The following is a 24043-nucleotide window of genomic DNA, read 5'->3' on the forward strand; positions in this document are numbered from 1 at the left end:
TATGAGCACTGATGGTGCCTTGGGTCGAGGTCGTCTGTTGCCGACCCTGCTCGGCATACTGCTTCTGCTAATGGGCCTGGCCATGCTGGCCGGGGGGATCAAGCTGGGCATGCTCGGCGGCTCGCTGTATTACCTGCTGGCCGGTATCGGCCTGGCGCTGACCGGCGTGTTGCTGATTGCCGCCCGCCGCGCTGCGTTGGGCCTGTATGCCCTGGTGCTGTTCGCCAGCACTGTGTGGGCCCTGTGGGAAGTCGGCCTGGACTGGTGGCAACTGGTGCCGCGCCTGGCGCTGTGGTTCGCCCTCGGCGTGGTGATGCTGCTGCCGTGGTTCCGTCGCCCATTGCTGATCAATGGCCCGGCCCCAACGGGCACTGGCGCTTTGAGCGTGGCCGTGGTCCTGGCCGGTGCTACCGCCGTGGCCAGCCAGTTCACCCATCCGGGCGAGACTTTCGGCGAGTTGGGTCGTGACTCGGCTGACATGACCAGCGCCGCGCCACAAATGCCGGACGGAGACTGGCAGGCCTATGGCCGCAGCGAATTCGGTGACCGCTATTCGCCACTCAAGCAGATCACCCCGGCCAACGTCGGCAAGCTGCAGGAAGCCTGGCGTATCCAGACCGGCGATCTGCCAACCGCCGATGACCCGGTGGAACTGACCAACGAAAACACCCCGCTCAAGGCCAACGGCATGCTCTATGCCTGCACCGCCCACAGCAAGGTGCTGGCGCTGGACCCGGATACCGGCAAGGAACTGTGGCGTTTCGACCCGCAGATCAAGAGCCCGGTGGGCTTCAAGGGCTTCGCCCACATGACCTGCCGTGGCGTGTCGTACTACGACGAAGCCGCCTACGCCAAGTCTGAAACCGCTGCGTCCGCCGTCATCTCCGAGGCTGGCAAAGCCGTTGCCCAGGCTTGCCCGCGTCGCCTGTACCTGCCCACCGCCGATGCACGCCTGATCGCACTCAATGCCGACACCGGCAAGATCTGCGAAGGCTTCGGCACCAACGGTGTGGTTGACCTGACCCAGGGCATCGGCCCGTTCACCCCCGGTGGCTACTACTCCACCTCGCCAGCCGCGATCACCCGTGATCTGGTGATCATGGGCGGCCACGTCACCGACAACGAGTCGACCAACGAGCCGTCCGGCGTGATCCGCGCCTACGACGTGCGCGACGGTCATCTGGTGTGGAACTGGGACAGCAACAATCCGGACGCCACCGAACCGTTGGCTCCGGGCCAGACCTACAGCCGCAACTCGGCGAACATGTGGTCGCTGGCCAGCGTCGACGAAAAACTCGGCATGGTCTACCTGCCACTGGGCAACCAGACGCCTGACCAGTGGGGCGCCGACCGCACGCCAGGCGCCGAGAAATTCAGCGCCGGCCTGGTCGCCCTGGACCTCGCTACCGGCAAGGTGCGCTGGAACTACCAGTTCACCCACCACGACCTGTGGGACATGGACGTCGGCAGCCAGCCAACCCTGCTCGACATGAAAACCGCCGACGGCGTGAAACCTGCGCTGATCGCCCCGACCAAGCAGGGCAGCCTGTATGTCCTCGACCGTCGTGACGGCACGCCGATCATCCCGATCAAGGAAATCCCGGTTCCGCAAGGCGCGGTGAAAGGCGACCACACCGCCCCGACCCAGGCCCGCTCGGACCTGAACCTGCTGGCCCCGGAACTGACCGAAAAAGCCATGTGGGGCGCCAGCCCGTTTGACCAGATGCTGTGCCGCATCCAGTTCAAGGAACTGCGTTACGAAGGCCAGTACACCCCGCCGTCGGAACAGGGCAGCCTGATCTATCCGGGTAACGTCGGCGTCTTCAACTGGGGCGGCGTTTCGGTCGACCCGGTCCGCCAGATGCTGTTCACCAGCCCGAACTACATGGCTTTCGTCTCGAAAATGGTGCCTCGCGCACAAGTCGCGGCCGGCAGCAAGCGCGAGAGTGAAACCGCGGGCGTGCAACCAAACACGGGCGCACCTTACGCGGTGATCATGCACCCGTTCATGTCGCCGTTCGGCGTACCCTGCCAGGCTCCGGCCTGGGGCTACGTCGCCGGTATCGACCTGACCACCGGCAAAGTCGTGTGGAAACGCAAGAACGGCACCAGCCGCGACAGCTCGCCCATTCCTGTCGGCATGAACCTCGGCGTGCCGAGCATGGGCGGCTCGATCGTCACCGCCGGCGGCGTCGGCTTCCTCAGTGGCACCCTGGACCAGTACCTGCGCGCCTACGACGTCAACAGCGGTAAAGAGCTGTGGAAAGCCCGCCTGCCGGCTGGCGGCCAGGCTACGCCGATGACCTACACCGGCAAGGATGGCAAGCAGTACGTGCTGTTGGTCGTCGGTGGCCACGGCTCACTGGGCACCAAAATGGGTGACTATGTGATTGCGTACAAGCTGTCCGAATAAGTTTCAGCGGCAGTAAACATCAAAGGCGACGTCCGTGAGGACGTCGCCTTTTTTTTGTGGCCGCCGTGGAACACCCTGTGGGAGCGGGCTTGCTCGCGAAGGCGTTGTGTCAGGCAACATTTACATCAACTGACGCGCCCTCTTCGCGAGCAAGCCCGCTCCCACATTCTGACCGCGCACAGCCTTGGTTCAGCTAACCTGTCTCTCTCCTGAACACGCCTTCGAAACAGCGCTTCGCAGAAAATGACCGTTGAAACCACCGCCAACCTGCCCCATCTAAGACCCATACCCATTGCGCAGGTGCCCCCATGAGCGACCAGCAAGCATTCCCCGAAGACCCGAGCGAATACGCAGACCCGGAAAACGCACCGCACCACACCGCTGGCAAAGGCCTGGCCCTGCCCGGTCAGAACCTGCCGGACAAGGTCTACATCATCCCGATCCACAACCGACCGTTTTTCCCGGCCCAGGTGCTGCCGGTCATCGTCAACGAAGAACCGTGGGCCGAGACGCTCGACCTGGTGGCCAAGTCCGGACACCACTCCCTGGCCCTGTTCTACATGGACTCGCCCCAGGAGGACCCGCGTCACTTCGACACCTCGGCCCTGCCGCTCTACGGCACCCTGGTCAAGGTGCACCACGCCAGCCGCGAAAACGGCAAGCTGCAGTTCGTCGCCCAGGGCCTGACCCGTGTGCGTCTGAAGACCTGGCTCAAGCATCACCGCCCGCCGTACCTGGTGGAAGTCGAATACCCGCACCAGCCCACCGAGCCGACCGACGAGGTCAAGGCCTACGGCATGGCGCTGATCAATGCGATCAAGGAACTGCTGCCGCTCAACCCGCTGTACAGCGAAGAGCTGAAGAACTACCTCAACCGCTTCAGCCCCAACGATCCGTCGCCGCTGACCGATTTCGCCGCCGCGCTGACCTCGGCCACCGGTAGCGAACTGCAGGAAGTGCTCGACTGCGTGCCCATGCTCAAGCGCATGGAGAAAGTCCTGCCAATGCTGCGCAAGGAAGTCGAGGTCGCGCGCCTGCAAAAAGAGATTTCCGCCGAAGTTAACCGCAAGATCGGCGAACATCAGCGCGAGTTCTTCCTCAAGGAACAACTCAAGGTCATCCAGCAGGAGCTGGGCCTGACCAAGGACGACCGCAGCGCCGATCTTGAACAGTTCGAGCAGCGGCTGACCGGCAAGGTGTTGCCGTCGCAAGCGCAAAAACGCATCGAAGAAGAGATGAACAAGCTGTCGGTGCTGGAAACCGGCTCGCCCGAGTATGCCGTCACCCGCAATTACCTCGACTGGGCGACTTCAGTGCCGTGGGGTGTCTACGGCGAGGACAAACTCGACCTCAAGCACGCGCGCAAGGTGCTGGACAAACATCACGCCGGCCTCGACGACATCAAGGACCGCATCCTCGAATTCCTCGCGGTCGGGGCCTACAAAGGCGAGATCAGCGGTTCCATCGTATTGCTGGTCGGCCCGCCGGGCGTAGGCAAGACCAGTGTCGGTAAATCCATCGCCGAATCCCTGGGCCGGCCGTTCTATCGTTTCAGCCTCGGCGGCATGCGCGATGAAGCCGAGATCAAGGGCCACCGCCGCACCTACATCGGCGCGCAGCCGGGCAAACTGGTCCAGGCATTGAAAGATGTCGAAGTGATGAACCCGGTGATCATGCTCGACGAGATCGACAAGATGGGCCAGAGCTACCAGGGCGACCCGGCCTCGGCGCTGCTGGAAACCCTCGATCCGGAGCAGAACGTCGAATTCCTCGACCACTATCTGGACCTGCGCCTGGACCTGTCGAAAGTGTTGTTCGTGTGCACCGCCAACACCCTCGATTCGATCCCCGGCCCACTGCTGGACCGGATGGAAGTGATCCGCCTGTCGGGTTACATCACCGAAGAAAAAGTCGCCATCGCCAAACGTCACCTGTGGCCCAAGCAGCTTGAAAAAGCCGGTGTGTCCAAGGCCAGCCTGAGCATCAGCGACAGCGCGCTCAAGGCGTTGGTCGACGGTTATGCCCGTGAAGCCGGCGTGCGCCAGCTTGAAAAAAACCTCGGCAAGCTGGTGCGCAAGGCGGTGATGAAACTGCTCGACGAGCCGCAAGCCGTGATCAAGCTCGGGCCGAAAGACCTGGAAGCCTCCCTCGGCAAACCGGTGTTCCGCAACGAGCAGGTGCTGGCGGGTGTCGGCGTGATCACCGGGCTGGCCTGGACCAGCATGGGCGGCGCGACCCTGCCGATCGAAGCCACGCGCATCCACACCCTCAACCGCGGGTTCAAGCTCACCGGGCAGTTGGGTGACGTGATGAAAGAGTCGGCCGAGATCGCCTACAGCTACGTCAGTTCGCACCTGAAGTCGTATGGTGGCGATCCGAAGTTCTTCGACGAAGCCTTCGTCCACCTGCACGTGCCGGAAGGCGCCACGCCGAAAGACGGCCCTAGCGCCGGCGTGACCATGGCCAGCGCCCTGCTGTCGCTGGCGCGCAACCAACCGCCGAAAAAAGGCGTGGCCATGACCGGCGAACTGACGTTGACCGGGCATGTATTGCCGATTGGCGGGGTGCGGGAAAAAGTCATTGCGGCGCGGCGGCAGAAGATTTTCGAGCTGATCCTGCCAGAGGCCAACCGCGGCAACTTTGAGGAATTGCCGGAATATCTGAAGGAAGGTATTACCGTGCACTTCGCCAAGCGCTTTGCGGATGTGGCGAAGGTGTTGTTCTGATAGTTCTGTAGCGTCAGCACTACCGATTTCGCGAGCAGGCTCGCTCCCACAGTGGAATGTGTAGAACACAAATTGAGTGTTCACCGAAGATCCCTGTGGGAGCGAGCCTGCTCGCGAAGGCGCCGGCACTCACAACACCAATTCCCCCAGCTGTCACACTTTGTCTCATCTTAAGTTATGCTCGCCGTTCGTCGTGAACGCCGGAGCCGCTGACCTTATGTCCCCCATTCGCCTGCTTGCCCCCCTCGCCCTCGCCCTGCTGGCCGCGTGCGCCACGCAACCGAAACAGAACGTGACCGTGGAAAAACAAAGCGAATGTCCGGTGAAACTCACCAACGGGCAAAACCTGATCCTGACCCTGCCGAGCAATCCGACCACGGGCTATCGCTGGGCAATCCAGGATTCGGCCGGCGGCGTCTTGCACACCCTGGGGCCGGAGGTTTATCGAAACCCGGAAGATGCCGGCATCGTCGGCGCGGCCGGGGTCTCGACCTGGCGCTTTCAAGCGTTTTCGACCGGCACCGGGCGTTTGCGCCTGACCTCGCAACAGCCGTGGGCACCGGAAGTGCTGCCGGTGGAATCCTTCGACTGCGCGATCTCGGTTAACTGACCGTGGGCTGGCTGATTCTGGCGCTGATGGGCGCGGTGACCTTTCTTTACGGCGTGAGCGTACATGCCTCGCTCCTGTGCCTGCTGGTCAAACCACTGCCGGTGCTGGCCCTGCTCGGCTGGCTGCACGACGCACCGCCCGGCGACTATCGGCGCTGGATCAGCCTGGGCTTGATTTTCTCCCTGCTCGGCGACGTGTTGCTGGCATGGCCGGGGGACTTGTTCGTGTTTGGCTTGGGCGCGTTTCTCGTCGCCCACCTGGCCTATCTGAAAGCGTATCTGAGCGATTGCCGGCGGCTGGCGTTGCTGCCACTGGTGCTGGCCCTCGGCGTCGGTGCCGTCCTGCTGGGGATTCTGATTTCCAATGGTCTCGGCCCATTGCTGGTGCCCGTGATTGTCTATGGCACGGCGATCAGCGCCATGCTCTGGCGCGCCCTCGCGCGGCTCGGCACCGACGTGCCCAAGCGTTCGGCACTGCTGGCGGCGGGCGGGGCGGTGGCGTTCGTGTTTTCCGACAGCGTGATCGGCATCAGTCGCTTTGTGGTGCCGTTCGATGCGGCGCCTTACGTGATCATCCTCAGCTATTGGCTGGGGCAATGGGGGATCACCGCTTCGGCGTTTGGCACAAAACCGCGCTGAATTCTTCGCGAGCAAGCCCGCTCCCACAGGTACAGCGCAGTCCTTGTGGGAGCGGGCTTGCTCGCGAAAGCGGTATCACTGACAACACGGACCTCAGAGCCTCCCCGCCGGTTTATCAGACAACCCGCGCATCAGCGCGCCAACTTGGCTAAAATGCCGGCCTTTTCCACCTACACCGCTGGAACCGCCGTGAGCAAAGAACCCGATCGCCTTTTCGCCCAGCCTTTGGCCCAGGTGCCTGACTTCGCCTTTAACGAGGACGTGGTGCGGGTATTCCCGGACATGATCAAGCGCTCGGTGCCGGGTTATCCGACCATCGTTGAAAACCTCGGCGTGCTCGCCGCGCAGTTCGCCCAGCCGGGCAGCGTGCTCTACGACCTGGGCTCCTCGCTGGGCGCCGTGACCCAGGCCCTGCGCCGGCACGTGCGCACCGACGGTTGCCGGGTGATCGCTGTGGATAACTCGGCGGCGATGGTCGAACGCTGCCGCGAGTACCTCAACGGGCAGGATTCGATGTTCCAGGAGTTGCTGCCGGTCGAGGTGATCGAAGGCGATATCCTTGCCCTCGACTTTCAGCCAGCCTCGGTGGTGGCGTTGAACTTCACCCTGCAATTCATCGCCCCCGACCAGCGCACCGCGTTGCTGACGCGTATCCACCAATCGCTGCTGCCCGGTGGCGCGCTGATCCTCTCGGAGAAGCTGCGCTTCGAAGACGAGCAGGAACACGCGTTGCTGACCGACTTGCACATCGCCTTCAAACGCGCCAACGGCTACAGCGAGCTGGAAATCGCCCAGAAGCGCAGCGCCATCGAAAACGTCATGAAGCCCGACAGCCTCGAAGAACACCGCGAACGCCTGCTGGCCGCCGGGTTCTCGAAAGTCGTGCCGTGGTTCCAGTGTCTTAACTTTGCCTCGTTGATTGCCTTGCCATGATTGATCTGTCCCCCCTCGCCCGCCGTCTGGCCGGCACACCGCTGGCCGACTGGGCCAACACCCTGCAAGCGCAACTCGACAAGAAAATGGAAAAAGGTCACGGCGACCTGGAGCGCTGGCAAAGCGCGCTGGACGCCCTGCCAAAGATTCAGCCAAGTGAAGTCGACCTGCTCAATGGCCTGAAGCTGGACACCGATTGCGACGATCAAACCCGTGCACAAATGCGTACGGCCCTGATGGGGTTGTCGCCGTGGCGCAAAGGGCCGTTCGATCTGTTCGGCGTACACGTCGACACGGAATGGCGCTCGGACTGGAAATGGTCGCGGGTCGCCCCGCATCTGGATCTCAAAGGCAAACGCATCCTCGATGTCGGCTGCGGCAACGGCTATTACATGTGGCGCATGCTCGGCGCCGGTGCGGACAGCGTGATCGGCGTCGACCCGAACTGGCTGTTCTTCTGCCAGTTCCAGGCCGTGCAGCGTTACCTGTCAGAGCCGAACGCCTGGCACCTGCCCTTCCCGTTCGAAGACCTGCCGCCGAACCTCGAAGGTTTCGACACGGTGTTTTCCATGGGTGTGTTCTACCACCGCCGCTCGCCCATCGAGCATTTGCTGGCGCTGAAGGATTGCCTGGTCAAAGGCGGTGAGCTGGTGCTGGAAACGCTGGTGGTTGAAGGCGACAAGCACCAGGTGCTGGTGCCGGAAGACCGTTACGCGCAGATGCGCAACGTCTGGTTCCTGCCATCGGTGCCGGCGCTGGAATTGTGGCTGCGTCGCGCCGGATTCACCGATGTGAAGTGCGTGGATGTGAGCACCACCACGATCGAGGAACAGCGCGGGACGGAGTGGATGAAGTATCAGTCGCTCAGTGACTTCCTGGATCCCGAGGATCACAGCAAGACCATCGAAGGTTTGCCGGCGCCGATGCGGGCTGTCATCGTCGCCCGCAAATAACCAGACACCAGAAAAACCTGTGGGAGCGGGCTTGCTCGCGAAAGCGGAGAGTCAGTCGACATCCATGTTCACTGATCCACCGCTTTCGCGAGCAAGCCCGCTCCCACATTGGTTCGGTGTTCAGTCTGAGGGTTTGGCGCGCCTGGCCTTGAAGAACTCGCTCAGCACCGCCCCGCACTCCTCCGCCAACACCCCGCCCTCATACAGCACCCGGTGATTCAAGAAACCCTGGGTAAAGAACTGCCCCTGGCTCTGCACAATCCCGGCTTTCGGTTCCAGCGCGCCGTACACTACCCGCGCAATCCGCGAATGCACGATCAGGCCTGCGCACATGCTGCACGGCTCCAGGGTCACATACAGCGTGCTGCCTGGCAGGCGATAGTTGCTCACGGCCTGGGCAGCAGCGCGGATGGCGACCATCTCGGCGTGGGCGCTCGGGTCGCTGCCACTGATCGGGCAATTGAAGCCGCGGCCGATGATTTCACCGTCCTGCACCAGTACCGCGCCCACCGGCACTTCGCCGAGTGCTGCACCTTGCGCGGCCAGCGCCAGGGCTTCACGCATGAAATCCCGATCACGGCTACGGTCGATAATGGCGGTGGGTCGAATCTGACGCATCACGCCACCTCGATCGCGGCCATCAGGCCGGTTTCCATATGGTCGATCACGTGGCAATGGAACATCCACACGCCGGGGTTATCCGCCACCAGCGCCACCTGGGCGCGCTCGTTCTTGCCCAGCAGGTAGGTGTCGGTGAAGTACGGAATGATTTTGTGCCGGTTCGAGGCGATGACCTTGAAGCTCATGCCGTGCAGGTGAATCGGATGCTGATACTGAGTCATGTTTTTCAATTCGAAGATGTAGCTCTTGCCCTTCTCAAGCTTGGCAATCGGGCGGTCGGCGCAGGTCTTGTCGGTGATGTCCCAGGCCTTGCCGTTGATCTGCCACAGGCTTGGCGGCTTGCCGTTGTCGAGATTGACCGACACCGAGCCCACCCATTCGAAATTGAAGTTGAGTTTCTCGGCATTGGCCAGGTCCGGCTCGGCGATCGGGTTGGCCGGCAGTGCCGGCGGCCAGTCGGTCGGCGCGTCGCCATTGGCCACCGAGCGCAATGTAGCCAGGCGAACCGGACCATTACGCAGGGACAACTCCTCACCGGCCGCCGGCGCCTTGATCGCCAGGCAGATACGCATGCCAGGACCGAGCCAGTATTCCTTGCCAAGCGGGCGCGGCTCGATGGGGTTGCCGTCCAGCGCATAGATCTGCGCTTCGACACCGGGAATGTTCAGGCGATAAGTCAGGGTGTTATCGAGGTTGAGCAGGCGTACTCGGGTAATCTGCCCGGCCGGCAAGTCGATCACCGGCTGCGGGACGCCGTTGATGGTCGACAGGCGCCCGGCCGTGCCGCCACGGGCCGCTTCACGGGGAATGCTGAACTCGACGAAATTGCCCACCTCGTCGACATGCCAACTCTTGAGGCTCAAGGTTTTTTCGTACTTGAATCCGGTCGGCTCGCGCTCTTCGATGATCAACGGCCCGACCAGCCCACGGCCAAGTTCTTCGCTGCTGTTCACGTGCGGGTGATACCAGTAGCTGCCAGCGTCGGGCACGCGGAATTTGTAGTCGAAATACTCTCCCGGCAGCACCGGCAATTGCGACACGTAAGGCACACCGTCCATCTCCAGCGGCAGACGGATGCCGTGCCAGTGGATAGTGGTAGCGACCGGCAGATGATTGATGAACCGCACCCGCAGCCATTCGCCCTGGCGCACACGCAACTCGGTGCCCGGCGCCGATGGGCCGAACGCCCAGGCCTCGGTCTTGTGCCCCGGCACCAGTTCGACGTCCAGCGGTGCGGCAATCAACTCGTAGTCGTGACCGGCATCCGCGTCGGCCATCTTGCCCAGCCAATAGCGTGACGCACCACCGGCGCCCACGCCAACGACAACAAGACCGGCCAGGCCACCGAGGATTTGGCGACGGGTAAACGACATGAACTCAACTACCTCACGTATCAGCAACGGGTCGTGGGCCCGCAAAAGGCGAATACGATACACCTGCAATTGTGAAAGAAACAGCAAACCCGACGCGGCGACGGGTCACAGTCAGATCAGCTCAATTCGCATGGATATAAACATGTAGTGCACGGGCCTTGAGCAAACGGGCCATTCTCGACGTCCCGTTTTCTCAAGGAATGAGAGTGCATGAACCCGAATACAGCACGTCCGCTGCCTAATGCCGCCGACAAGGCCGCACTCAAGGCCATCGCCACCACCGTCATCCAGACATGTCCAAGCCTGCAGGACACGGCGCACGAAGTTGCCCGCGATCTGTTGAACAAATACAACATCACCGGTCTCGATCCGGATCGCGTCTATTTCCACCGCTTCGATGCTGCCCAAAGCAATTCGAAAACCTTCACCGGCTGGGAACATGTCAACGCGACGCCGACCTCTTCCATGACCCTGACGCAACTGGTGATCCAGCGCTTCCGCGTCAGCGATCAGGACAACGCTGACCTTTTGGATAGCTATACCGGTTTCTACACCGCCGGTCCGAATGCCGGTACGTTCGATAACACCAATGAAGTACGCCTGCACGGTGACGATGTGTTGAAGGACTTCTGGCGCATTGATTTCAGTTCCCTGTACACCGAACGATTGACGAAATTCTGGAAAGATTCCGGCAGCGATTTTCGGACACTGGCCAAGTGCAACTTCCTTATCAAAGCCGTACAGGCCCGGGACACACGCCAGTTAAGCGATGAGGATTTCCAATTCGTCACGAATGCCGCCATCGGCCCGCTCACCTGGCCAGTCACCCTGCAGATGCTGCAGTCGCAACATCCCTGCACGGGTAGCGTCCGAACCCTGGATGTCAGCGACTACGTCGCTAACAACATCCTGCGCTTTGTGGCACCCAAGGGCCGGCAGATTATTTACCAACCCGGTGAAACCAACGCATTCCGGACCCTTGAAACCGCCAGCGACATGCACAACTGGGTGCTTGAACAAGTGCTGGAAGAACAATTTACCCGACAATTCATCACCCATTTTTCTCTGGGTGATCGTCAAACCATCACCGAAAACCTCAACGATTTCAGGGCCCCTCTTTTCGACACCTGGAACAAGGGCAACCACCATCTGATCAACCGGAAAAACCAGGTCATCACGGGTGACGCCTTCACCTGGCTGAGTGACGCCAACAAAGCAGCCATGCTCGCCGAGGCCAGGTTGTCGTTGACCTCCAACGGCGATTTACGAAAAAAACTCTGGATCGGTTACCTCAGTGCCGGGGTGAAAGTATTCGGGCCGATGGCGGTCGTCGGTTGGCCCATCGCACTGCCAGTGATTGGCGCCAGCATCGCCAATATGGGTTTGAACATCGATCAGGCAGTCAACGGAAAAACGTCCGAAGAACGCAAGGCCGGCATCCTGGGTGCGGTGCTCAGCGGTATTGATTTACTCTTCAACCTGCTGGTTCTCAAAGGTCCGGGGGCGCTGAATGAAATCGGCCCTGAAGTTGACGCGGCCGAAGCGAAAGAAATGGCTGACTTGCGTGAAACGTTGCTGCCAGACAAAGGCTCCGCTGGCGGGACCGAAAGCGCCGTAGGAGGATCGAAAGTCACACCCGGCGAGCCCCGAAAAAAAACCTCCACAGTGCCCGACCACTTCAAAATCAGCCAACCGCTGGCTGATGACACATTGGTTCGTGAACCCGGCAGATACCAGGGCACGTACCTATTGCAGTCCAACCCTTCATCCGCGATCAAAATCGGCGACGATGCGTACTACGTGCGCTATGTGAACGACCCCAATGGTCCTGGATACTTGGCAATCATCGATCCGTCCGATCCCTATGCGTCCTCGGGATTTATTCCAGTACGCCTGGGCGCCGACGGCCAGTGGGAGACCCTGCCGAGGCTGGGTTTGAGGGGGGGCATGAACGTACCTCCAACCACTCTCGAAAGCGCTACCGGTGATCCCGCTGTAGAAGAATGGGCGCGATATCCAGGCGTTCATGTTCCCGGACTGGATGACCCCGAAATGAGGTCATGGGCCATGGGAGGAGCAGATGTTCAGGGCCAATTCAGAAGGGTATGGACTCTCGGTGACATAGACGTGCGCAGTGTGACCGGTTCTGACTCCAGCATAGAAGGCAGGAGCGTGATCATGAGGACCTTTCCAATCGAACAAGTCGATACTGTGAGCGAGTTTGACCTGGCACAGGAAGATGCGCGTAAAAACCTGATCGATGACGCCAATGCCTACTACGACCTTCACCCGCCGGCTCCCCGACTGCCAGTAACGACAGCGTCGACCTTCGATTCACCGCCCCAACTGCTTGAGACCGCTCTGGCGGAAAAACCCGGATTGGTCATAGGTGAAAGTCGAGGCTGCATCGGCAGCAAGAGACTGCTCATCGAACAGATGCCGAAACTGGCCCGCCTCGGCGTGAAAACACTGTACCTCCAGGAACTGCTGGCCAACGTCAACCAGCTCGACCTGGACGCCTACGCACGTACCGGAGAAATGTCCGAGGAGCTGGAAAACTACCTGAACAAGCTCGACATCAAGGCCGGCAACGATCCAGACGGGAAATTCAATCTCCTGTCATTGGTGAAAAGCGCCAATGCCCAGCGCATCCGGGTCCAGGCCATCGACATGTCGACGACCTACAACATCAACAATGACCCCAACGCTTTGGAGCCCAACCATCAAATGTCGCGCAGCTATTTTGCTAGTGAGGTCATTCAGTTCAATGAAGCATTGAAAGGCCCGGGCAAATGGGTAGCGCTAGTCAATCGGGAAAACATGACAACCTTCAGAGGTTATCGCGGTATCAGCGAACAGACCGATGCCCTGAGCATACGCGTCGATGATGTCACACCGGGTCAGGCCCAACCCATCGGCGCCGATCCCGGATTGCAGGTGTTCTACTCAGATTATCCGGACTCCCCTGTTCTGGAGGTGCCAGATGAATCTGAGGTCAACAACATCCAGGAAATGCTCAAGGGCGACTGGCGAGTACAGATTGAAACACCTTGGGCGCACAGAGGTCCGCATGATTTGAAAACACTGTTGTCGCGACCCGGGATGTTCACCTTCCAGCGTTACAGAAGCAGCATCTTCGTGGTTTATCGCAATGCCGAAAATCGAATGGCAGACAGCGTACTCAGACTTACACCCGGCGGCCGAATCAATCTGGACACGCCTATGGGTCCAGCCCACGAAAGCACGACGGTGGACAGCCTCGATGAGCTGAAGCAGACACTGATCAGAAAAGGGATGCAACCGATGGGCTGGCCAGAACTGGCCGGCGAAGCGGAGGGTGCCGCGTCGGTACTGGAGGATCTTGCACCGGTGCGACCTGAAGTTCCGCGACCGACCATCCCTCAGCATTGGCAAGCCAACGAAGTGCTGGACGGCACAACACCCGAAACAACCCCCGGAAGATTCCAGGGCATTTATCGGCTCGACTCCGAGCCCTCGACCGCCATCATGATCGACGAGATTCCCTATTACGTTCGCTTTCAAGACGACGGCGCCGGACCAGGACACTGGGCGATCGTTGATCCGGTCAGACCTTCAACGTCTGCCGGCTCGATCCCTGTCCGCCTGAACGCTGAAGGCAAGTGGGAAACGATGCCGCGGTATGGACTCAAGGGGGGAGGCAAGACGCCTCCGACTCCAGGTTCAAGCGCGACACGCTTGCCCGGCCGCGCACCAACGGTACCGCTACCGGCATCGGAATACGACATTCCCGACGGGTTGAAGACGCATCTGCAAGAGGGTGCAGCCGGGATAAACGACAATGCGCTGCGAGATGTCTACGACAGCCTGAACGAGTTCGACCCCTACCGGGACTTCAAAGCGATCAGGAAACGCTTGTATCGCGATGCCGTGAGTTTTTATTCCGACCTCCAATTGCCTGCTCGCCCACCCGTTCCGACGTTAAATCCCGCCGCCACAGCCGACGAGATCATCGAAAAGACCCTGGAGCATGCCCGTGGACTGGTCATCGGCGAAAGCCATGGCGACATTGGCAGCAAGCAATGGCTGATCGAGAACATGGAACGGCTGGCCAGCAAAAATGTGAAGACGCTGTATATGGAGCATTTGCTGACGGACTTCCATCAAGCCGCCCTGGACGCGTTTTTCGAAACCGGGGTAATGGCAAACGACCTGGAAAACTACCTCAAGGCCCTCGACATCGGGCACATGACCGACCCCCTTGAACGCTACAACTTTCTTGAACTGGTGAAGGCCGCAGGAAAACACGGCATCCGCGTGCAAGCCATCGACTGCATGGCGAGTTACCGACTCAACGGCATGGAAATCCTCAGCGATCAGGAAAGAACCGTCGACGAAATGGCACGGCAAAAAATGATGAACTACTTTGCCCGGTCGATTATTCGCAGTGACCAGGCATTGCGGGGCGCGCACAAATGGGTGGCGCTGATGGGCAACTCTCACTCCAACACGTTCGAAGGCATCGCAGGCATCAGCGAGCTGGAAGAAGCCATTGGTATCCGCGTTGAAGACGTCGCCGAAGGAGCCTCCACGGGTATCGAGGTCGATCCGGGCAAAATCATGGATTTTGGCGATAACCTCACGGGACGCTCCGCGCTCGCCAAAGGCGACTTGCGCCTGCAAATGGAAACGCCGTGGCCAGCGAAAACCCTGACGGAAATCGAAGCCTTGCTGCCGCGCTACGGTATGTACACCTTGAAACAACAACCCGACGCGATATTCCTGGTGCACCGCAGCCGCACCAATGCTCTGGTGCGCACGCGCATCCAGATTGACGAAGCAGGCCGCTACTACATCGAGCGCCCCGCCTGGCCCTCGGTGAATGGAAAACGCTACGCCAGCATCAAAGAACTCCTGCTGGATTTGAATGGCATGGGCCTGAAACTCGCCGGCTGGTCCCGACCGCTATAACCCGAAAACAACAAAGCCGTGTGAAATCAGATTTCACACGGCTTTTGCGGTTCCGGCGTTCAAGCCATCAAGGCTTTAGCAGGATCACTCCCACTCAATGGTCGCCGGCGGCTTGCTCGACACGTCGTAGGTGACGCGGGAGATGCCTTCGATTTCATTGATGATGCGGCCGGATACGGTTTCCAGCAGTTCGTAAGGCAGGTGTGCCCAACGCGCGGTCATGAAGTCGATGGTTTCCACGGCACGCAGGGCCACGACCCAGGCGTAACGACGGCCATCACCGACCACGCCAACCGATTTCACCGGCTGGAACACCACGAACGCCTGGCTGACCTTGTGGTACCAGTCGGCCTTGCGCAGTTCTTCGATGAAGATGTGGTCGGCACGACGCAGCAGGTCGGCGTATTCCTTCTTCACTTCACCGAGGATGCGCACGCCCAGGCCCGGGCCCGGGAACGGGTGACGGTAGACCATGTCGTACGGCAGGCCCAGTTCCAGGCCCAGACGACGGACTTCGTCCTTGAACAGTTCGCGCAGTGGCTCGACCAGCTTCAGGTTCATCTCTTCCGGCAGGCCGCCCACGTTGTGGTGCGACTTGATCACGTGGGCCTTGCCGCTTTTCGCGCCAGCCGACTCGATCACGTCCGGGTAGATGGTGCCCTGGGCCAGGTACTTGATGTTGTCCAGCTTGCAGGACTCGGCATCGAACACGTCGATGAAGGTACGGCCGATGATCTTGCGCTTCTTCTCAGGGTCAGCTTCGCCGGCCAGGTTGTTGAGGAACTGGTCCTCGGCGTTGGCACGGATCACCTTGACGCCCATGTTCTCGGCGAACATGGCCATCACTTGCTCGCCTTCGTGCAGGCGCAGCAGGCCGTTGTCGACGAACACGCAGGTCAGCTGGTCGCCGATGGCCTTGTGCAGCAGCGCAGCCACTACGGACGAGTCCACGCCGCCGGACAAGCCGAGCAGCACGTTGTCGGTACCCACCTGGGCACGAACCTGGGCGATGGCGTCTTCAGCGATCTTCGACGGGGTCCACAGCGCTTCGCACTCGCAGATGTCGAGGATGAAACGCGACAGGATGCGACCGCCCTGCTTGGTGTGGGTCACTTCCGGGTGGAACTGCACGCCATAGTAGCGACGCTCGTCGCTGAACATGCCGGCAATCGGGCAGCTCGGGGTGCTGGCCAGGATGTGGAAGTCGGACGGCATGCGGGTGACTTTGTCACCGTGGCTCATCCACACGTCGAGGCCGAACAGGCCGTCGGCGTCGATGTGGTCTTCGATGCCGTCGAGCAGGCGGCTCTTGCCGACCACGTCAACGCGGGCATAACCGAACTCACGCAGCTCGGAACCTTCAACCTTGCCGCCCAGTTGCTCGGCCATGGTCTGCATGCCGTAGCAGATACCGAAGACCGGCACGCCCAGGTCAAAGACTGCCTGCGGGCAGCGAGGGCTGTTGGCTTCGTGCACGGACTCCGGGCCGCCGGCGAGAATGACGCCTTTTGGCGCGAACTCGCGGATCGCATCCTCGTCCATGTCGAACGGGTGCAGTTCGCAGTACACGCCGATTTCACGCACGCGGCGGGCAATCAGCTGGGTGTACTGGGAACCGAAGTCGAGGATCAGGATGCGGTGAGCGTGAATATCGAGGGCCATGATTCAGTCTCGTCTAAGTCATTCAGAAACAGTCGTGATTCAGAAACAACTCGGGGCTGAATCAAACAGCCCCGGTTGCTTAGCTTGTTGCTTGAAGGCTCAACCTACGCGGTAGTTCGGCGCTTCCTTGGTGATCTGCACGTCGTGAACGTGGGATTCGGCCATGCCGGCGCCGGTGATCCGCACAAACTCGGGCTTGGTGCGCATCTCTTCGATGTTGGCGCTACCGGTGTAGCCCATCGAGGAGCGCAGGCCGCCCATCAACTGGTGGATGATCGCGCTCAGGGTGCCCTTGTACGGAACACGCCCTTCGATGCCTTCCGGAACCAGCTTCTCGGCGCCTGCCGAGGAGTCCTGGAAGTAACGGTCGGAAGAACCCTGGGCCTGGGACATGGCGCCCAGCGAACCCATGCCGCGATAAGCCTTGTACGAACGGCCCTGGAACAGTTCGATCTCGCCCGGCGCTTCTTCGGTACCGGCGAACATCGAGCCCATCATCACGCAGGAGGCACCGGCCACGATGGCCTTGGACAGGTCACCGGAGAAACGGATACCGCCGTCGGCGATCAACGGTACGCCAGTGCCTTCAAGGGCAGCGGCGACGTTGGCGATGGCGCTGATTTGCGGCACGCCGACACCGGCGACGATACGGGTGGTGCAGATCGAGCCTGGGCCGATACCGACCTTGACCGCGTCAGCGCCGGCTTCGGCCAGGGCCTTGGCGGCAGCGCCGGTAGCGATGTTGCCGCCGATCACCTGCACTTCAGGGAAGTTCTCTTTAACCCAGCGAACGCGGTCGATCACGCCTTTGGAGTGACCGTGAGCGGTGTCGACCACCACCACGTCAACACCGGCATTGACCAGGGCGGCAACGCGGTCGCCGGTGTCTTTACCGGTGCCGACCGCCGCGCCAACGCGCAGACGACCTTGATCGTCCTTGCTGGCCAGCGGGTAAGCCTTGGCTTTTTCGATGTCGTTGACGGTCATCATGCCTTTGAGGGCGAACTTGTCGTCGACGATCAGCACGCGTTCGATGCGGTGCTTGTGCAGCAACTCGCGAACGTCGTTCTTGTCGGCGCCTTCCTTGACCGTGACCAGACGCTCTTTAGGCGTCATCACTTCACGGACACTGGCGTCCAGACGGTTTTCGAAACGCACGTCACGGGAAGTGACGATGCCGACCAGGTCGCCATCGTGCAGCACCGGAACGCCGGAAATGTTGTGCATGCGGGTCAGTTCGAACAGGTCACGCACCGTGGCGTCAGCCTCGATGGTGATCGGGTCCTTGACCACACCGGCTTCGAACTTCTTGACCTTGCGCACTTCGGCAGCTTGCTGCTCGATGGTCATGTTCTTGTGGATGATGCCGATACCACCTTCCTGAGCCATGGCAATTGCCAGACGGGCTTCAGTGACGGTGTCCATGGCGGCGGAAACCAGTGGAATATTCAGCTCGATGCCACGGGTAAGGCGGGTCTTGAGACTGACTTCGTTAGGAAGCACCTCGGAATAACCGGGCACTAGGAGAATGTCGTCGAATGTCAGAGCTTCTTGGCTGATACGCAGCATCGCGGGGGCTCCCGAGCGGGAAAATGGAAGCGCGCCATTATAGTCAGACACCCCTTCGGGTTCAATGTAAAACTCTGTCTATTATTGGCATTACTGATATACGGGGATTCCATCCGCTTTATTGCTGCTTTTTTGTAGGAGCGAGCTTGCTCGCGATGGTCGTGAACGATGACGCGTGCTTTCTGGAAACCAACGTCGCCTTCAAGTTCATCGCGAGCAGGCTCGCTCCTACAACGGTGATCAGAGTTCGACTTTGACCCAGCTGACCGGCTGATCGAGCCAATCGGCAAATTCGTCGAGAAATGCCTGCTTGAACCCGGCTTCAGCCCAGTTGTTGAAGATGAACCCGAGGTTGGAGAAGCCGCACTCCTGCAGGAACAGGAAGCCGTTGATGTCGTCTTCATGCCCGCATTCCGGGCAGGTGAAGTTGTCGGTGCGCCCCGGCATCCAGTCTTCCAGGCTTTCGAACAGGGCTTCACCCACTTCCTTGCGGCACTCGGCGCAGCCCGCTTCGCCAAGAAACCCCTTGGCCGGCGTATAGATGCAGCGCTTGGTGATGATCTCCAGGCCATTGACCGGCTCGCCGAATGGCAGCGCGTCCGGGTGCAGGACCACCTCACGAGCACCCTCGGCGATGGCATGGCCCATGCGATTGCCGGTGCGGCCGCAAGTGGTCAGCTCTTGCTGGACGATGTTCTTGCGCACCAGCCAACGCACGATCGCCCGGGCCCGGGGCTCGTGCACCGGCAGTGTGGAGATTTTCGGGACGATGATGCTTTGCGAATTCATGGGGTACAGGCCTGAAGCGTTGATAAATGAACTGTAGGAGCGAGCCTGCTCGCGATGGTCGTTAACGATAACGCGGGCAGTCAGGTTCCCCGCGGTGTTCTTGAGTCCATCGCGAGCAAGCTCGCTCCTACAGGTAAAGCAATGGCGCGATGCCTTTAGAAGGTATAGGCCCGCCGCAGCTGTTTTTACAGTTCGACAACGACCGCCTGCGAAGCACGGGTCGCCTTGGCGCGGGCGGCTTCGATCGACTCGTCGCGTGCCAGGGCAACGCCCATGCGGCGCTGGCCGTTGACTTCAGGCTTGCCGAACAGGCGCAATGCGGTATCCGGCTCGCTCAAGGCGGCGCCCAGATTGGCGAATGCGGTCTGGGTCGACTGCCCTTCCACCAGGATCACCGCCGAGGCCGACGGCCCGAACTGGCGCACCACCGGGATCGGCAGGCCGAGGATCGCCCGTGCATGCAGGGCGAACTGCGACAGGTCCTGAGAAATCATCGTGACCATACCGGTATCGTGTGGACGCGGCGAGACTTCGCTGAACCACACTTGATCACCCTTGATGAACAGTTCGACACCGAACAGCCCACGACCGCCCAAGGCTTCGGTTACGGCCTTGGCCACACGCTCGGATTCCGCCAGGGCGATCGGGCTCATGGCTTGTGGTTGCCAGGACTCCTGGTAATCGCCCTTCTCTTGACGGTGACCGACCGGCGCCAGGAACGTCGTGCCACCAACGTGGCGCACGGTCAGCAGGGTGATTTCATAGTCGAAATCGATGAAGCCTTCGACGATCACCCGACCTTTACCGGCACGGCCACCTTCCTGGGCGTAGTCCCAGGCTTTGCGCACGTCATCGACGCTGCGCAGCAGGCTCTGGCCCTTGCCCGAAGAACTCATGACCGGCTTGACCACGCACGGGAAACCGAGGTCTTCGACGGCCTTGCTGTAGTCCTCGAAGGTGTCGGCGAAGTGGTACGGCGAGGTCGGCAGGTCCAGCTCTTCAGCGGCCAGGCGACGGATGCCTTCGCGGTTCATGGTCAATTGCGCGGCGCGAGCCGTCGGGATCACGGTGAAGCCTTCGGCTTCCAGCTCCACCAGGGTCGCGGTGGCGATGGCTTCGATTTCCGGCACGATGAAGTGCGGCTTCTCGGCTTCGATCACGGCACGCAGGGCAGCGCCGTCGAGCATGTTGATCACGTGGCTGCGGTGCGCCACCTGCATGGCCGGCGCGTTGGCGTAGCGATCCACGGCAATCACTTCAACGCCCAGACGTTGCAGCTCGATCACCACCTCCTTGCCCAACTCGCCACAGCCACACATCAATACGCGGGTCGCGGTAGGCGACAATGGAGTTCCGATACGGGTCATCTGAAGGTCCTCAAGAAGCGGATCATCGAGGATACGGCGCACCAGGCGCGATCCATGGGGAGAAAGCGCGGCATTTTACATGAACTTCAGCCGACGACAGCCTGTTTGCGCAGGCGCCAGGCCATGATCAGCCACACGGCGGTGACCCCGGCGAATTTCGAGCCCAAGGCAGTGAGGATCACCCCCGGTGTCAGGGTGTCGATCATGCCGAAAAAGATAAAGGTATCGAGGGGAATGCTCAGGGCCGAACTTATCCACAGGCGATCATGCAAGGGACGTTTGGTGATGCTGAACACCAGCCAGTCGATGCACTCGGACACCGCGAACGCCGTGGCGCTGGCCAGGGCGATGGACGGGGCGGAAGTGACATAGGACAACACCAGCGCCACCAGCATCGCCACCAGGGCACCATGTCCAAACCGGGCTTGCACCATGTCGCGCAACACGAACACCAGCCCGCCCCAGGCCGACCAGATGATGTCCAGGTGCGGCGCGGTGGAAAAGGCGTAGTTGATCAGCACGACGCTGCTGATGTAGGCGATCAGGAAGAGCATGGGGGTGAAAGCACCTGTCAATTTTGTGCACAGGGTACGTCAGGGATGGCTATGGGCCAATAGACGTGGTGACTGTACCGGCCTCTTCGCGAGCAAGCCCGCTCCCACATTGGTCTTGTGTACGCCACAGATCATATGTGGGAGCGGGCTTGCTCGCGAAGTCGGCCTGTCAGGCGCCAGATTTCCCGGGGAGCATCCACACCAACCCACTGGCCTTCGCCCGCTCATGACACAACCCCAGCACCGTGCGCCGCTCTTCGTTGGTCATGCGGCTCCAGCGGGTGATTTCCTCCACCGTGCGTTGGCAACCGGTGCAAATATCATCTTCATCCAGCGCGCAAATGTTCACGCAGGGCGACGGCACCGGGCGTTCGGGCGTGCTCATTGTTCCTGCTCGACCAGATCGCGGGCATAACGCTGGGAGTTATGCACGTAGTGAGCAGCGCTGGCCTCCAGCATCCTGATTTGCGGCTCGGTCAGTTCGCGCACCACTTTGCCGGGCGAGCCCATGACCAGCGATCCATCCGGAATTTCCTTGCCCTCGCCGATCAGCGAGTTGGCGCCGATGATGCAGTTCTTGCCGATCTTTGCACCATTGAGGATCACCGCGTTGATGCCGATCAGGCTGTTGTCGCCGACGGTGCAGCCGTGGAGCATGGCGTTATGGCCGATGGTCACGCCGGTGCCGATGGTCAGCGGGTAGCCCATGTCGGTGTGCATCACGGTGCCGTCCTGGACGTTGCTGTTCCTGCCGATCAGGATCAACTCGTTATCGCCGCGCAGCACGGCGTTGAACCAGACGTTGGCGCCCTCTTCCAGCTTGACCTTGCCCACCAGCACGGCATTGGGGGCGACCCAGCTCTGTGGATGGGTTTCGACGCGGGCGTCGCCCAGGCGGTATTTCATTGTTGTTTTCCTCAAGGCTCAGGCAGGTTTTTTTCAGCCAGATCAGGATTCAGGCCATTCGAACGATGGCTTCAGATATTGATGAAGCTTTTGGGAGGCTGATGCAGGCTGATTTTGGCGTCATATAGCAGGTTGATCAACTCGACGATCATGATCGCCGTCAGCCCCCAGATCTTGTATTCGCCATAGCGATAGCTCGGCACATACCAGCTGCGGCCCTGATAGTCGATGCGATGGGTATGTTCGCGGGGGTCTTTGCGGAAGAACTCCAGCGGCACGCTGAACACCGCGGCGATCTCGGCATCGTTGGCCCGGTATTCGACAAAATCCGGGATGACCCCGACATAGGGCGTGACCATGATGCCATGCAGGCTGATCAGCGGGCTGAGCGGGCCGATCACCTCGACCAGCCCCGGCGGCAGGCCGATCTCTTCTTCGGCTTCACGCAGGGCGGTGAAAATCAGGTCGGGGTCTTCGGGGTCGCGGCGACCACCGGGGAAGGCGACTTCGCCGCCATGGGTCGACAGACCACTGGCACGCAGGGTCAACACCAACTCGGGTTCGCCACTACGGGTGATGGGCACCAGCACCGCGGCCTCGGGAAAACGACGATCGGTCTCCAGTGTGCGTGGAGTGTGGTTACTAACCCGATGCAGTAGCTCGTCCAGCATGAGTGTTCTCGATTTGTGCCTTACCCGGCATCATGCACCAATCGCTGCGGTCGCCCAACCCCCGCAACAGCCCCATGTCGCGAAACGACAACTTGCCGACAGACACTGCCGCACGCCAAGATAGGCGCAGCATTCAGGAACCCCAGCATGAAATTTTGCAGCCAGTGCGGAAACCCGGTGACCCAGCGCATTCCCGAAGGCGATTCGCGCCTGCGTTTCGTCTGCGACAGCTGTCAGGCCATCCACTACCAGAACCCCAACATCGTCGCCGGCTGCGTGGCGACCTGGGGCACCAAGGTGCTGCTGTGCCGGCGGGCCATCGAGCCGCGGCGCGGTTACTGGACCCTGCCCGCCGGCTTCATGGAAAACGGCGAGACCATCGAACAGGCCGCCATTCGCGAAACCGCCGAGGAAGCCTGCGCCCGGGTGCGCAACCTGAGCATCTATACCCTGATCGACGTGCCACACATCAGCCAGGTGCATGTGTTCTTCCGTGCCGAACTGGCGGACCTGGATTTTTCCGCCGGCCCCGAGAGCCTGGAAGTGCAACTATTCGACGAAGCGGACATTCCTTGGGATGAGCTGGCTTTCCGCACGGTGGGTCGTACCTTAGAATGCTTCTTCGCTGACCGGCGGGCCGAGGTCTATCCCGTACGGTCTGAATCGATCCCGCCGCTTGCTCAGCCTGCCAACTAAAAAAACATCTATAAATAAATAGTCGCGACACCTCCTGGGGAATCGTTTCAATGCGCTGGTTGCTTGCCCTGTTCTGTTTGTCGTTCGTCACGCTTTCCCAGGCTTCTGCCGTGGAAACCCTGGACGGCAAGGTCATCGAGAAAATCCTGATTCTCAAGTCTTCCCATCAATTGCAGTTGATCAATGACGGCAAGCCGCTCAAGACCTATCGCATTTCCCTGGGCAAGAGCCCAAGGGGGCCGAAGCTCATGGAAGGCGACAAACGCACTCCGGAAGGCTTCTACTGGGTTGACTGGCGCAAGGTCAGCGACCGCTTCAACCTGGCGATGCACATTTCCTACCCGAACATCAGCGACTCTGCCCGTGCCCGCCGTGAAGGTGTCGAGCCCGGCGGCATGATCATGATCCACGGTACCCCGGACAGCGAGGACACCCCGGAAGACCTGTTCCATACCCTGGACTGGACGGACGGCTGCATCGCCATGCGCAACATGGACATGCGCGAAGTCTGGAACCTGGTGCCGGACGGCACGATGATCGAAATCCGCCCGTAACTCCCCACGACCATTGGTCGCCTGCAAAAAATAAATTCAAAAGATCGCAGCCAGCGGC

19 protein-coding genes are annotated in these 24043 nt (G+C 60.7%); 9 read left to right on the forward strand and 10 right to left on the reverse strand.

All coding sequences use genetic code 11. The annotated features are described in order from the left end of the window. Position 1 precedes the first annotated feature (1 nt). From ACLD1X_RS02990 to cmoB, 6 genes are all read left to right on the forward strand, one after another. Positions 2-2413, forward strand: a complete 2412-nt coding sequence (locus ACLD1X_RS02990; RefSeq protein WP_429366052.1) for a glucose/quinate/shikimate family membrane-bound PQQ-dependent dehydrogenase — start codon at positions 2-4, stop codon at positions 2411-2413. A 308-nt stretch (positions 2414-2721) separates the two neighbouring features. After that, a complete protein-coding gene (lon, locus tag ACLD1X_RS02995) occupies positions 2722-5139 on the forward strand; it encodes an endopeptidase La (protein WP_429366053.1) in 2418 nt (805 codons plus the stop codon). Between the two features lie 217 nt (positions 5140-5356). Next, on the forward strand, positions 5357-5749 hold the full coding sequence (locus ACLD1X_RS03000) for a protease inhibitor I42 family protein (protein ID WP_429366054.1): 393 nt from the start codon (positions 5357-5359) through the stop codon (positions 5747-5749). A 2-nt stretch (positions 5750-5751) separates the two neighbouring features. Next, positions 5752-6387 (forward strand): lysoplasmalogenase, encoded by a 636-nt coding sequence (locus ACLD1X_RS03005; protein ID WP_429366055.1) that lies wholly within the window; start codon positions 5752-5754, stop codon positions 6385-6387. Positions 6388-6540: 153 nt separating this feature from the next. After that, positions 6541-7320, forward strand: a complete 780-nt coding sequence (cmoA, locus tag ACLD1X_RS03010; protein WP_429366056.1) for a carboxy-S-adenosyl-L-methionine synthase CmoA — start codon at positions 6541-6543, stop codon at positions 7318-7320. Next, positions 7317-8273, forward strand: a complete 957-nt coding sequence (gene cmoB / locus ACLD1X_RS03015) for a tRNA 5-methoxyuridine(34)/uridine 5-oxyacetic acid(34) synthase CmoB (protein WP_429366057.1) — start codon at positions 7317-7319, stop codon at positions 8271-8273. The genes cmoA and cmoB overlap by 4 nt, the downstream gene beginning before the upstream one ends. Before the next feature lie 120 nt (positions 8274-8393). Here the strand turns inward: cmoB and tadA are convergent, their stop codons facing one another. Both tadA and ACLD1X_RS03025 read right to left on the reverse strand, forming a co-directional pair. Then, positions 8394-8891 carry a tRNA adenosine(34) deaminase TadA gene (tadA, locus tag ACLD1X_RS03020; RefSeq protein ID WP_429366058.1) on the reverse strand — a complete coding sequence of 166 codons (498 nt, stop codon included), beginning with the start codon at positions 8889-8891 and terminating at the stop codon, positions 8394-8396. Further along, complete coding sequence (locus ACLD1X_RS03025) at positions 8891-10267, reverse strand: multicopper oxidase family protein (RefSeq protein WP_429366059.1); 1377 nt, start codon at positions 10265-10267, stop codon at positions 8891-8893. Before ACLD1X_RS03025 ends, tadA begins: the two co-directional genes overlap by 1 nt. A 210-nt stretch (positions 10268-10477) precedes the next feature. Here ACLD1X_RS03025 and ACLD1X_RS03030 point away from each other — a divergent pair, with 210 nt between their 5' ends. Continuing rightward, a complete protein-coding gene (locus tag ACLD1X_RS03030; protein WP_429366060.1) occupies positions 10478-15217 on the forward strand; it encodes a membrane-targeted effector domain-containing toxin in 4740 nt (1579 codons plus the stop codon). 84 nt (positions 15218-15301) lie between these two features. Here ACLD1X_RS03030 and guaA read toward each other — a convergent pair whose 3' ends face one another. From guaA to ACLD1X_RS03070, 8 genes are all read right to left on the reverse strand, one after another. Continuing rightward, positions 15302-16879: a glutamine-hydrolyzing GMP synthase gene (guaA, locus tag ACLD1X_RS03035; protein ID WP_413423661.1), complete on the reverse strand. Its 1578-nt coding sequence runs from the start codon at positions 16877-16879 to the stop codon at positions 15302-15304. Positions 16880-16978: 99 nt separating this feature from the next. Continuing rightward, positions 16979-18448 carry an IMP dehydrogenase gene (gene guaB, locus ACLD1X_RS03040; RefSeq protein WP_008057763.1) on the reverse strand — a complete coding sequence of 490 codons (1470 nt, stop codon included), beginning with the start codon at positions 18446-18448 and terminating at the stop codon, positions 16979-16981. A gap of 240 nt (positions 18449-18688) precedes the next feature. After that, positions 18689-19237 (reverse strand): sugar ABC transporter ATPase, encoded by a 549-nt coding sequence (locus ACLD1X_RS03045; protein WP_429366061.1) that lies wholly within the window; start codon positions 19235-19237, stop codon positions 18689-18691. 185 nt (positions 19238-19422) lie between these two features. Then, positions 19423-20604 carry a formate-dependent phosphoribosylglycinamide formyltransferase gene (gene purT / locus ACLD1X_RS03050; RefSeq protein ID WP_429366062.1) on the reverse strand — a complete coding sequence of 394 codons (1182 nt, stop codon included), beginning with the start codon at positions 20602-20604 and terminating at the stop codon, positions 19423-19425. Between the two features lie 86 nt (positions 20605-20690). Beyond that, entirely contained in the window at positions 20691-21158 is a 468-nt protein-coding gene (locus ACLD1X_RS03055; protein ID WP_429366063.1) for a VUT family protein, read from the reverse strand. A 169-nt stretch (positions 21159-21327) separates the two neighbouring features. Then, positions 21328-21543, reverse strand: coding sequence for a DUF1289 domain-containing protein (locus ACLD1X_RS03060; RefSeq protein ID WP_429366064.1), 216 nt, complete (start codon positions 21541-21543; stop codon positions 21328-21330). Beyond that, complete coding sequence (locus tag ACLD1X_RS03065; RefSeq protein ID WP_429366065.1) at positions 21540-22064, reverse strand: gamma carbonic anhydrase family protein; 525 nt, start codon at positions 22062-22064, stop codon at positions 21540-21542. The genes ACLD1X_RS03060 and ACLD1X_RS03065 overlap by 4 nt, the downstream gene beginning before the upstream one ends. Before the next feature lie 71 nt (positions 22065-22135). Then, a complete protein-coding gene (locus tag ACLD1X_RS03070; protein ID WP_429366066.1) occupies positions 22136-22735 on the reverse strand; it encodes a CoA pyrophosphatase in 600 nt (199 codons plus the stop codon). Positions 22736-22882: 147 nt separating this feature from the next. On the opposite strand from ACLD1X_RS03070, the gene ACLD1X_RS03075 reads away from it, so the two are divergent. Continuing rightward, complete coding sequence (locus ACLD1X_RS03075) at positions 22883-23431, forward strand: NUDIX hydrolase (protein ID WP_429366067.1); 549 nt, start codon at positions 22883-22885, stop codon at positions 23429-23431. 50 nt (positions 23432-23481) lie between these two features. Then, positions 23482-23985, forward strand: coding sequence for a L,D-transpeptidase family protein (locus tag ACLD1X_RS03080; protein ID WP_429366068.1), 504 nt, complete (start codon positions 23482-23484; stop codon positions 23983-23985). Positions 23986-24043: the final 58 nt, after the last annotated feature.

Origin of the sequence: Pseudomonas sp. 18173 (assembly GCF_050432945.1) — a bacterium.
Lineage (GTDB): Bacteria > Pseudomonadota > Gammaproteobacteria > Pseudomonadales > Pseudomonadaceae > Aquipseudomonas.